This window comes from uncultured Gemella sp. (assembly GCF_963529685.1).
In the GTDB taxonomy this organism is placed as follows: Bacteria; Bacillota; Bacilli; order Staphylococcales; family Gemellaceae; genus Gemella.
In genome coordinates, this window is sequence record NZ_CAUSAI010000021.1 from 16,468 (window position 1) to 28,967 (window position 12,500).

The following is a 12,500-nucleotide window of genomic DNA, read 5'->3' on the forward strand; positions in this document are numbered from 1 at the left end:
AGAAAAAGTCATTTATATACCAAATGGAAACTCTTACATATTAGAGAAAGCTAATTTTGTTTAGAAAACTTGTAAATAACTATACTTAGATTAAATTTAACACAATAAATAAAAGTTAATACATTAAATTTTCCCTGTATATACTACATAAAATTTATTAAATTACATCTTTCAAACGTGTTCGAAAATACTTAATAAATGTTTGTTTCTACTATATCTTAACGATAATTATATATATGTAGTTTGTTTAATGTTTAAATAAAATAAAAAAATAATGATGATTTATTAAAGTTACAACATTAAATAATCTAAAAATAACTCTTTACAAACGGTTTCATATATGTTACTATTTTGGTGACAAGATAAATATATAAATTTGTAGGAGGTTAATATGGCAAGTTTATCATTAAAAAAAATATATAAAAAATATGATAATGGCTTCTGTGCAGTAACAGATTTTAATTTAGAAGTAGCAGATAAGGAATTCGTGGTATTCGTAGGCCCATCTGGATGTGGTAAATCTACTACTCTTAGAATGATTGCAGGTTTAGAAGACATAACAGAAGGAGAATTCTACATTGGTGACAGACTAGTTAACGATGTTGAACCTAAAGATAGAGATATCGCAATGGTATTCCAAAGTTATGCTTTATATCCTCACATGACAGTATTCGACAACATGGCTTTCGCTTTAAAACTAAGAAAAGTTCCAAAAGAAGAAATCAAGGAGAAAGTTGAAGAAGCTGCAAAAATTTTAGGATTAGAAGAACTTCTAGATAGAAAACCTAAAGCACTTTCTGGTGGTCAAAGACAAAGGGTTGCATTAGGACGTGCTATAGTAAGAAGCCCTAAAGTATTCTTAATGGATGAACCGCTATCTAACTTAGATGCTAAATTAAGAAGTAACATGAGAGCTGAGATTATTAAAATCCACAACACTCTAGGAGCAACTACTATTTATGTAACGCATGACCAAACTGAAGCTATGACAATGGCAGATAGAATAGTGGTAATGAAAAAAGGTATAGTACAACAAGTAGGTAGTCCTAAAGATATCTACGATCATCCAGAAAATCTATTTGTAGCTGGATTTATCGGAGCACCAACAATGAACTTCATGAGAGGTAAAGTTGCAGAAGGTAACTTTGTTACTAAAGGTGGAGGAAAAATAGAAATTCCTGTTGGATACTATGAAAAACTTAAAGAATTAGGATACGAAGGTAAAGAAGTTGTTTTAGGAATTAGACCTGAAAACATTTCAAATGATCCATTAGTATTAGAAACTTATTCACATGCAAAAATTACTTCAAAAGTAATCGTAGCTGAATTATTAGGTTCTGAGTATATTGTTCACACTGATTTAAATGGTGAAAGTATCAAAGCGATTGTGCATTCAAGACAAAATATTAAAATGGGTGATGAATTAACATTCGCATTAGATATGAACAGAGCTCACTTCTTCGATGTAGATACAGAACTTAGTATCTTAGAATAAATTAAATAAGACGTCAAAATTTAAAAAAATACAAAAAAATAAGGAGGCTCATATTATGAGAAAAATAAATAAACTACTTACTGTAGCAACTACTACAGCACTTATTTTAACAGGATGTGTGGGTGGCAAAAAAGAAGAAAAACAAGCTGATCCTAACAAGAAAGTAGAAATTACTTATTGGGATTTCCCACAATTTACAAAAGATAAAGAATTCAAAAAAACTGAGGATTTCGATGCAGCGTTAATCAAAGCTTTTGAAGCGAAAAATCCAAACATTAAAGTGAATTATCAAAAAATTGAATTCACAGATGGACCTGCTAAAGTTGAAACTGCAATTCAATCAAAAACAGCTCCAGACGTAATCTACGATGCGCCAGGACGTGTAATCGCTTGGGCTGCTAAAGATTTATTAGTACCACTAGATGATGTAGATAAATCAAAATTAAGTGATGCAGCAGTTAAAGCATCTAGTTACAAAGATAAATTATACCTATATCCACAAGGGGTAGCACCATTCTTAATGGGTGTTAATAAAGACTTAACTGATAAATTAGGAGTAACTGATTTACTACCATTAAACAAACAAGATAGAAGTTGGACTGTTGAAGAATATGAAAAATTCTTAAAAGCAGTTAAACAAAAAGATTCAAGCATAACTCCAGCTTTATTCTACACTAAATCTCAAGCTGGAGACCAAGGACCAAGAGCGTTTGTAGCAAACTTATACAACTCTTGGATTACAGATGATGCAAACAGTAAATATACAATCAACGACGCTAACGGTGTTAAAGGATTAGAGTGGGTTAAAAAAGCATACGATGAAGGTTTATTAGGACAAGGGGTAGCTTTAGAAGCTAAAGACGCTCTTGAAGCATTCAAATCAGGTCGTGCAGCAACTACAATCTTATTCTCACCTGGTATCGCAGCATCACACGCATCAGGATTTAACTACAAATTCTTACCATTCCCTAACAATGGTGGAAAAGCTAAATATGACTACTTAGTAGCAGGACCAGCTATCTTTGATAACGGAGACAAAGATAAAGCAGTAGCAGCTAAAAAATTCGTTGACTTCATGGTAAACGATAAAGATTGGGGTAAACGTACTCTACTAGCATCTGGTAACTTCTCAGCTAAAAAAGGTGAAACTGGATTATATGATTCAGAAGAACTTAAATTTGCTGAAGGATTAACTGGACAATATGCTACTTACTACAATACTATCCCAGGTTTCGCGAAAATGAGACCTCTATGGTTCAACATGGTTCAAGGTGTTCTAAACGGAAAAACTACACCTAAAGAAGGATTAGATAAATTTGTAGAAGATGCAAATAAAACAATAAAAGAAGCATTGTAATTTGACGTATGAAGGGGGATAGAGTTGCTTCTATCCCTCTTTCAGATAAAAAATAAACTTTTTAGGAGGTTCTATGAAAACTACTAAGAAAAGAAAAAAAATAGACTTTAGTGCATATCTGTTTATTTTGCCAGTTAGTTTATTTTTCATAACATTCGTATTAGTCCCAATGTTACGTGGACTTCAGTTATCATTATATAGTTTTGCTAAGAAAAATCCAGTATTTGTTGGATTAAAACACTATTCTGATTTAATGTTCAGTGGAAATGGAGCAACAATCCACGAACCATTTATGAAATCTCTTATTAATACAGTTATCGTAACTGTTGTTGCAGTACCTATAGTTGTATTAGTATCAATATTCGTTGCAGTAACAATCTATAATAAGAGTGCGGTTGTAAGATCATTCTTCCGTGGAGTATTCTACATTCCAGCAATTTCTTCTGTAGTATCTGTTACAGTAGTTTGGGCTTGGATTTACCACCCAGAATATGGAATTTTAAACTATGTATTTAAGTCAATGCACTTAATTAGTGAAAATGTTGACTGGTTAGGAAATCCGAAAACAGCATTATATGCTATTATTACGATTCTGATTACTACTTCATTAGGTCAACCGATAATTCTTTATGTTGCTGCTTTAGGTAACGTTCCAAAAGAATTATTAGAAGCTTCAGAAATTGATGGAGCAACAAAATGGCAAGTATTTACTAAAATTACTTGGCCGCTGATTAAACCAACAACATTATATATCGTTGTTGTAACAACAATTAACTCGTTCCAAATTTTCGCTCTAATCCAGTTATTAACTGCTGGGGGACCAAACTATGGAACAAGTACAATTATGTATCTAGTTTATGAAGCAGCAATTAAAAACGGAAATCATGGTGTAGCTAGTGCGATGGGTATTATCCTTGCTGTAATTATTGGAATAATTTCAATCTTACAATTCAAGTTCCTATCTAGCGATAATGATTAGGAGGATTTAGAATGAAAAATATAAGTATTTTTAAAATAGTATCAATGATAATATTACTTGGGTTAACTATATTCTTTATTTTCCCATTTTATTGGATTGCATCAGGATCATTTAAATTGCAAGATGTAGCAATAACAATCCCACCAGAATGGTGGCCATCAACTCCAACTTTGGAAAACTATGAGAAGTTATTTACATCTAATACTTTAAGATGGTTCTTTAACTCAGTATTTATCTCAGTAATGACAACATTCTTAGTTTGTGCAACATCAGCATTAGCAGGGTATGCATTAGCTAAGAAAAACTTCCCAGGTGTTAAAGTGATTTTCATGGTGTTTGTAGCAGCAATGGCATTACCAAAACAAGTAATTTTAATACCATTATTAAACTTAATCACTGAATTTAACTTAATGAATACATACTATGCGTTAATTTTACCAGCAGTAGGTTGGCCTTTTGGGGTATTCTTAATGAGACAATTCTCACAAGCAATTCCAGGTGAATTACTTGAATCAGCAAGAATTGATGGTTGTGGTGAAATTAGAACATTCATGAATATCGCGTTACCAATCATTAAACCTGGTATCGGAGCATTAGCGATCTTTACATTCATCGCTAGCTGGAATGATTACTTCTCACAATTAATCTTCTCTAATACACCAGATATGTCTACATTACCTTTAGGGTTAGCTGCACTAGCACAAGGACAAGAGTTCTCTAATGACTATGGACTATTGATGGCAGGGGCATCATTAGCATCACTACCAATGATTATCGTGTTCATTTGTTTCCAAAATTACTTTACTCAAGGTGTTACTTTAGGAGCCGTGAAAGGATAATATTATGGATAAAAAACAATTATTAGAGTATTTAAAAGGAGAAATGATAGTATCTTGCCAAGCTCTACCTGGTGAAGCTCTATATAAAGAAGAAGGTGGAGTAATGTGCCTTATGGCTCAGGCAGTAAAAAATGCTGGTGTGAAAGCTATTAGAGCACAAGGTGTTGTTGATATTAAACAAATCAAAGAACAAACTAACTTACCTGTAATTGGTATAATAAAAAAATCATATGATGGATATGCTTCGTATATAACAGCTACAATGGATGAAGTTGATAAATTAGTTGAAGCTAATTCTGATATAATCGCTTTGGATTGTACGAATAGAGAACGTGGAGACGGTAAAACTCCAAGCGAATTCGTAAAAGAAATTAAAGAAAAATATCCGAATATCTTATTAATGGCAGATATTTCTACTTTAGAAGAGGCGATAGAGGCTGAAAAAGCAGGAGTTGATTTTGTAGGAACAACAATGAATGGATATACTCCATACACAGAAGATTCAAAACAATTCAATCCTGGTTTAGTCAAAGAAATCGTAGAAAATGTAAAAGTTCCGGTTATCGCGGAAGGTAAAATTCATACTCCACAACAAGCAAAGCAAGCCTTTGAAGCAGGTGCATATTGCATAGTTGTAGGTGGAGCAATAACTAGACCGCAAGAAATTGCGACAAGATTTTTAAGTGAGTTGAGATAATGAGTATAATAGTTTTATTGGCATATTGGTATACCTATAGTAAATGGTATATACTAGGGTCGTGGTTTATTACACATATATTAAATATAGCATTTAAAAAACTATGGCTGTCACCACTATTAATAAATGCACTTGCATTAATAGTGTTGTTCATAGGAATATATTATAAATTAATAGAAGGTCAAGAAGTAGGAGCATCAGTGCTAAACGTGTATATGCCGATAGTCTTTTCAAGCATTATCATGAATTTACTGATTTTCACGATTAGAAAAATTAGATTAAAGTTAAAAAATTAAAATGAAGCTATTGATTAGTTTGAAGTTGAGAAATATGTTCTCAATTTTAGACTGATTAATAGCTTTTTTTATTTGTAGATTTAGAGTGGTTAAAAAATGTGTACATTAAATATAATATTATTTCAGCTATATTTATAGATATAGAATTATTATCGAATAGTATGGTTTAAAGTTTAATTTTTAAAAATATAGGGTGAATATATTATAAGTATAAAAAAGTAATTGTCTTGCAATAGATAGAATTATGTTTATTAGATTAAAAAACATATTAAATCGAAATAGATTTATATAAGTTAAGTAAATAAAATAAATTATCTTTTTATGATTTATATTATTTATAATTATAAAAATAATTATTCTTTAAATCCGAAAGAAAAGAACAATATAGTTTTAAAAAAGTAGATATCTATAATAACTCCCCTTTGAAAAATAAAAATATATTTTAAAACAGTTGATATAAGTGGGTTGACAATATATATATATATATATATATAATAGGAGCTGTATTATAATACGAAATTCACTTTTAAATCAACGAAAATAATATAAAATTTCAGTTTTTTAAAATATAATAAAATAAATAAAAAGGAGAAAATACTTATGAACACAGGAGAATTTTCAAAACAATTCAATAAAATTCAACCTATAATTGGATGTGTAATAATGGTGCTTATGGCTTTATTTGCGTATAAATTACATACTCCAAAATTAATTTTTGGGCTTATTGCTGGTCTTGGATTTGGATACACACTAACGCGTTCAAGATTTGGTTTTGCTGGAGGAATAAAAAGAATTTACGTCAGAGGTGAGGGGAGTTTAACAAAAGCTCTGTTAATGACGTTTGCTGCAGTAACATTAATCTATGGTACAGTCCAATGGACAGCTAGTCTAAAAGGCGCTATTCCAGCATTTTTAGCAAAAAATGGTGAAGCAATAATTCCTGGAACACAAAATGTTTTTATGACTAATATTGGTACAGTTATTGGCGGATTTCTTTTCGGTATAGGTATGATCATTGCTGGAGGCTGTGCTTCTGGTACATTAGCAGATTTTGGGGAAGGTGAAGGACATGCTTTAATTGCTTTTCCATTATTTGTACTAGGAACTATCCCTGGCCACTATTTAAGAGAAGTAATAGATAGAAATCCAATTGGTAAAGTTGGAGTTAGAGGACATTTACCACAATACTTTGGGTATTTTGGAGCGATTGTAGTGACTCTACTAGGGCTGTTATTCTTGTATGTTTTAACTAAAAAGTATGAGAATAAGAGAAAACAAGAAGGTACATATTTAGATCCTAAATCTGATTATGAAGATTTTGAAAAAGAACTTACAGATAATTTGGATGCTAAACCTTGGGGGATGGCATTATATCATAAAGTCTTTGTTGAAAGATGGAGTTTTAAAACAGGAGCTTTTATTTTAGCTATAATTTCTGGGTGCTATTTGCTATTTAATAACAAAGCGTGGGGTGTAACATCTGCATTTACTCACTTAGCGGTGTGGTTCTTAGGTCTATTTGGAATTCATTTCGAGGACAAGGCGTTTGATTCAGTTTATAAAGTGATTTCAAACGGTATTTTAGCTGATGCAGGAGTGATTTTAGACATAGGGATAGTTGTAGGAGCATTTTTAGCTTTCCTTATGGCTGGGAGATTTAAATTTAATCTACAATTTAATTCTAAAAACGCAATGTTATTTGGATTAGGTGGATTACTGATGGGGTTCGGTTCTCGACTTGCTAAAGGATGTAATATAGGAGCGCTGTATTCTTCATTACCTAACTTCTCAATTTCAGGTTGGGTATTCTTAGTAGCTATTTCACTAGGAGCTGTAGCAGGGCTTAAATTATTCAGAGGAAGTTCTTGTTTAGTGCCACCAAGACATAGAGATAAAAATGATTTTAAATAGTCTATAAAATGATTTTTAAAAATTAAAAATAATAATTAATCAGGAGGGCTTATATAATGAGCAAAAAATATTTAGTAGTAGGAGGAGTAGCTGGAGGGATGTCAGCTGCTGCAAGAATCAGAAGATTGGATCCATATGCGGATATTCAAGTTTTCGAAAAAGGACCTCATGTTAGTTTTTCAAACTGCTGTCTACCATTTCACTTATCTGGAGTAGTTCCAACTGCTGATGATTTAATTTTAATGACACCAGAATTACTTAAAAAGCAATATAATTTAGATGTTAAAGTATTAAGTGAAGTTGTTAAAATTAACAAAGAAGAAAAAACAATTGTAATTAAAAAAGTTGACACTGGTGAGAAGTACAAAGAAAGTTATGATAAACTAATTTTATCTCCTGGTGCAAGAGCGATTAGACCATCTTCAATAAAAGGTGTAGATAGAGATAACGTATTTACAGTGAAAAATGTTGTAGATATTGATGGATTAAAAAAATATATCGATAATAATAATGTACAAGATGTAGCTGTTATTGGGGGAGGATTTATTGGACTTGAAGTTATGGAAAGCTTAAGAGAAGCTGGTAAAAATGTAACTTTAGTAGAAGGATCAGATCAAATTTTAGCTCCAATGGATTATGATTTAGTTCAAATATTAAATAAAGAAATTCATGATAAAGGTGTAGAGTTATTATATAATGAAAAATTAGCAGAAGTTAGTGACGGTAAAGTTATTCTAGAATCTGGTAAAGAAGTTAAAGCTGGAGCTGTAGTTTTAGCTATCGGAGTTGTTCCAGAAGCGGGATTAGCGAAAGATGCAGGTCTTGACTTCGGAGAAACTGGTGGTATTTTAGTAAATCATCATTATCAAACAAGTAATCCTGATATTTATGCAGTAGGTGATGCTATTGAAGTAACACACTTTATTACGAATAAAAAAGTTCGTTTAACTCTAGCGGGGCCAGCTCAACGTCAAGCGCGTGCAGTAGCAGATCATTTATATGGAAGAACATATAGAAATACAGGGGTTATTGGTTCATCTGTAGTTAAAATATTTGATTATACAGCTGCTAGCACAGGGCTTAACGAAAAAAATTGTAAGAAATTAGGAATTGATTATGATGTTGCGTATATTATTCCTAAAGATAAAGTTGGATTAATTCCGTCTGCCAATCCAATTCATTTTAAACTTATTTTCCAAGTACCAACAGGACAAATCTTAGGTGCTCAATCAGTAGGTATGGGAACAGTTGAAAAACGTGTAGATGTTATCGCTGCGATGATCATGAATAGAGCAAATATTGAAGATTTAAAAGAACTAGAATTATGTTACTCTCCATATTATACTACAGCAAAAGATGCTACAAACATGGCTGCTCTAGTTGCTTGTAATTTACTAAATGGGGAATATAAACAAGTTCGTACTGCTGAGGTTAGACGTTTAGTTGAGGAAGGTGCTTATATCATAGACTCTCGTGAAAGAGTAGAATATGAAGCGGGGCACATTAAGGGTGCAGTGAACATACCTCTTAGTGAATTTAGAGATAGACTTGATGAAATTCCAACAGATCGTCCAGTATATGTACACTGTTTATCTTCACAACGAAGCTATTATATGGTAAGAGAATTGAATCTAAGAGGATATAATAATGTTGTAAATATTTCAGGTTCATTCTTAGGAATCTCTTTATATGAATATTTCACAGATGTTACTACAGGAAGAGAGCCAATCGTAACGAATTACAGATTTAAATTACTTTAATTTAAAAAAGGAAATCCTAGAAGTCTAGTATTTATCTGGCTTCTAGGATTTTAAGTATGGAGGTACTGATGAAAAAATTAGGATATTTTGATGTTTTTTCTTTGGTAATCGGATCAATAATAGGATGGGGATCTTTTACATTACCAGGAAAACAGTTTTTAAGTCAATCAGGTATAGTTAATACTACTTTAGGTTTATTTGTAGGTGGCGCTTTAGTAATGATAATTCAGGTTTCTTACCATATTATGTTAAAACATAATAATGAAGAAGGTGGAGAATTTTCATATGCTTTAAATAATTTAGGGAGGGGGCATGGTTTTATAGTTGGATGGTCATTAAGTTTATGCTATTTAAGTATGATACCTTTGAATGCTAGTGCGTTTGTTTTATTATTTAAAGTGTTGTTTGGAGAAAAATTTAGTTTTGGGTATTTATATTCTGTAGCGGGATACTCAGTTTGGATAAGCGATGTAATAATAATGAGTTTTATAATTATACTCTTTATGGTAGTTAATATACGGGGGTTACATTTAAGTTCGCTTGTCCAAAATATTATGAGTACTCTACTTGTAATTATAGTATTTATTTTAGTTGTATTTGTAGGATATAAAAGTGATATTAAGGTTTTTGAACACAATTATTTAAATAATTACACATTTTCTTTTGGTGAAGTCGCGTCGGTGATTGCTATTGTTCCTTTTTTATTTGTAGGATTCGATGTAGTGCCTCAGGTAGCAAAAGAATTAAAATTCAAACCGCATAAGGCAACATTAATAACATTCGTGTCAATAATATTTGGAGTTCTTATATACTCTCTACTGAATTTGATTGCAGGATTTAGTTTTTCTCCTACAGAGGCGAGAAGTACGGATTGGGCAGTAGCAGATTCTGTTATTAAAACAACAGGCTATGTAGGTTTTTCATTTATGCTTGTAGCATTGTGGGCTGCAATTAATGGAGGAATTAATGGTTTTATGATTGCAAGTAGCAAACTTATTGCATCGCTGTCTGATAACAAAATAATGGATAAAAAGTATAATATAAAAAATAGAAATGGAGTATACCCTTATGCAATAGTTTTTGTTTCTTGTATAAGTCTATTAGCTCCTTGGATAGGTAGGGAAGTAATATTATACATAGTTGATATATCTAGTGTGCTGGCAGCTGTTGCATATGGATATGTGAGTTATGTAAGTTATACTTATTCTATGAAAAGGTTGGATAAAGTTTTATGTTTTCTATCTTTAATAGTATCAATTGGATTTATATTCTTATTGTTATGTCCTTTATCCCCTGCTGTACTAAAATTACCATCGTTAATTATCTTAGTTGTCTGGACACTTGTAGGGTATATTATATACAAGAAAAAAGAATTATAACTTAGCAGATTTCTTGATGGAAGATTGTATAATAAAATTAGACACTAAAAAGTAAAATAAAAAATACAGTAAAAATCAGTTATAATAAATTTACTACAAAATGCCAAAGGGAGTTTTATCGTTTATAAAACTAATTTTATGAGAAAATACAAAGAAAGTAAAAAATTTAATAGGGCTATAGTTAAGTAAATAGACACAAAAATATGAAAACTAGTTAAAAAATTTAGGTGGAATTTGTTTTATACTGAGAAGTAGGTGTGGTGCCCTGAGGAAATGTGGTATTGTCGCTTTTCTCATAGAATACCACACCGATAGAGGTTTGGTATAAAACAAGTTTTTAATGTTTATAAGATACTAATTCTTATTTATTAGGAGTTATAAGACCTAACGCTAATGTGATTATCTAAGGTTGTAATATTCCTTAATATACTCATAATAAAGTTACAATCCGCTTTATTAGAGATGATCCATGATAAGATTTTCCTAGAAAACAAATCCATAATTATACACAAATAAGATCAAATACCATTTACTTTTATATAAGTAAAATCACCAGCCTAAGGCATATTAGGTTTCAGGAGGATTAATTTCTTGTTTTAAGTAATCATGTAGTTTAGTATTCTCACATTCTTCTTTACTTGTTTTGATAAAAGATTTAGAAGTAGACATAGTAGGGAGATTTAAATTTTGAATTAATCGATATATCTTACCGATAGTGCCCTCAAGACCGCACGATTTAAAATATAGGTAATCTTATGTGTGTTAAGTTGCTTATTGTACTCTCTATGAATTTTAAAAAAACTCTAGAAATCATTTGATTTTCTTCGATTCTAGGAAATATATCATTTGAGATGTATTTATAGTATGTGATTCTATTAACATTGAACACTTTACATAAAAGTTTAATATTACGCTGAATTCTAAGAGTGAAGATGATATTTAATCTTTGTTTGAGTGTGAAGCGAGGATGGTGATCACTTTTTTAAAAATTTAATTTTCTTCTTCTAATTGAGCATTTCGTTTCTGAAGTTTTTTTATTTGTTTAGCGATAAATACATCGCCATCTTTAGTTTTAATCTTAGAATACTGTTTCACCCATTTATTAATAGCACTTAAATGAATTCCATAGTCTTTACTTAGTTTAGTTTGAGTCTTATCATTTTGCTATAGACTAACAATTGATCATTTAAAATTATAATTGTTAAAATAAAAGTGTAAATAAATTTCAAAACAAAAATATACAAGAAATATATATAATATAGATATCTTAAAAAAGGAGATATCTATGAGGCTAGTATTTTAAAAGCAAATGGAAAAAGTAGGTGTATATAAGCAAACATAAAGTAGCTAATTTAAAAAATTATGCTTAAGAAGCATATATGAAATTATATTGTAAACAAGAAAACATCTAGTAAATATAAAAAAATTTTTTAAACTTATATTTGTATTTTTATAATTTAATATTAATGATAGTTTAGTAAATTCAATAAAAAATTTTCTTCTTGCAAAACCTATTAAATTAGCTTTTCATAGAAATGAAATTAGTTTAGGATGGTTTATGTTTGTAGATTTCCCGTATAACAAAATTCAAACAGAGTTAATTTTTATTATGTTTTTTAATGAAAACAAAGGTTAAATCAATCTTTATCACTGAAATATTTTGTTGATTTGAAGCTATTTCTGTTATATAATGTAAGTAAAGTATTAATTATCTATTATTACTTTGTCTTTTAATAACAGGTTTCTTGTAGATGTATACAACATATTTAGTTATCTTAAGCAAATAA

The 12,500-nt window shown here is 30.5% G+C and carries 9 protein-coding genes; all 9 read left to right on the forward strand.

What is annotated here, in order from left to right:
• Positions 1–391 precede the first annotated feature (391 nt).
• Positions 392–1,495 (forward strand): sn-glycerol-3-phosphate ABC transporter ATP-binding protein UgpC, encoded by a 1,104-nt coding sequence (locus tag RWS90_RS04545; RefSeq protein WP_314549044.1) that lies wholly within the window; start codon positions 392–394, stop codon positions 1,493–1,495.
• 55 nt (positions 1,496–1,550) lie between these two features.
• On the forward strand, positions 1,551–2,852 hold the full coding sequence (locus tag RWS90_RS04550; RefSeq protein WP_314549047.1) for an extracellular solute-binding protein: 1,302 nt from the start codon (positions 1,551–1,553) through the stop codon (positions 2,850–2,852).
• Between the two features lie 73 nt (positions 2,853–2,925).
• On the forward strand, positions 2,926–3,831 hold the full coding sequence (locus RWS90_RS04555) for a sugar ABC transporter permease (RefSeq protein ID WP_314549049.1): 906 nt from the start codon (positions 2,926–2,928) through the stop codon (positions 3,829–3,831).
• Positions 3,832–3,842: 11 nt separating this feature from the next.
• Positions 3,843–4,670, forward strand: a complete 828-nt coding sequence (locus tag RWS90_RS04560; protein ID WP_048803388.1) for a carbohydrate ABC transporter permease — start codon at positions 3,843–3,845, stop codon at positions 4,668–4,670.
• A 4-nt stretch (positions 4,671–4,674) separates the two neighbouring features.
• Entirely contained in the window at positions 4,675–5,367 is a 693-nt protein-coding gene (locus RWS90_RS04565) for an N-acetylmannosamine-6-phosphate 2-epimerase (protein ID WP_314549051.1), read from the forward strand.
• Positions 5,367–5,663 carry a hypothetical protein gene (locus RWS90_RS04570; RefSeq protein WP_314549052.1) on the forward strand — a complete coding sequence of 99 codons (297 nt, stop codon included), beginning with the start codon at positions 5,367–5,369 and terminating at the stop codon, positions 5,661–5,663. The genes RWS90_RS04565 and RWS90_RS04570 overlap by 1 nt, the downstream gene beginning before the upstream one ends.
• A gap of 600 nt (positions 5,664–6,263) precedes the next feature.
• The gene (locus tag RWS90_RS04575; protein ID WP_314549054.1) at positions 6,264–7,574 is read left to right on the forward strand and encodes a YeeE/YedE family protein; all 1,311 of its coding nucleotides are present in this window, start codon (positions 6,264–6,266) and stop codon (positions 7,572–7,574) included.
• A gap of 56 nt (positions 7,575–7,630) precedes the next feature.
• The gene (locus RWS90_RS04580; RefSeq protein WP_314549056.1) at positions 7,631–9,334 is read left to right on the forward strand and encodes an FAD-dependent oxidoreductase; all 1,704 of its coding nucleotides are present in this window, start codon (positions 7,631–7,633) and stop codon (positions 9,332–9,334) included.
• A gap of 68 nt (positions 9,335–9,402) precedes the next feature.
• Positions 9,403–10,713 carry an APC family permease gene (locus RWS90_RS04585; RefSeq protein WP_314549057.1) on the forward strand — a complete coding sequence of 437 codons (1,311 nt, stop codon included), beginning with the start codon at positions 9,403–9,405 and terminating at the stop codon, positions 10,711–10,713.
• The last annotated feature ends 1,787 nt before the right edge of the window (positions 10,714–12,500 follow it).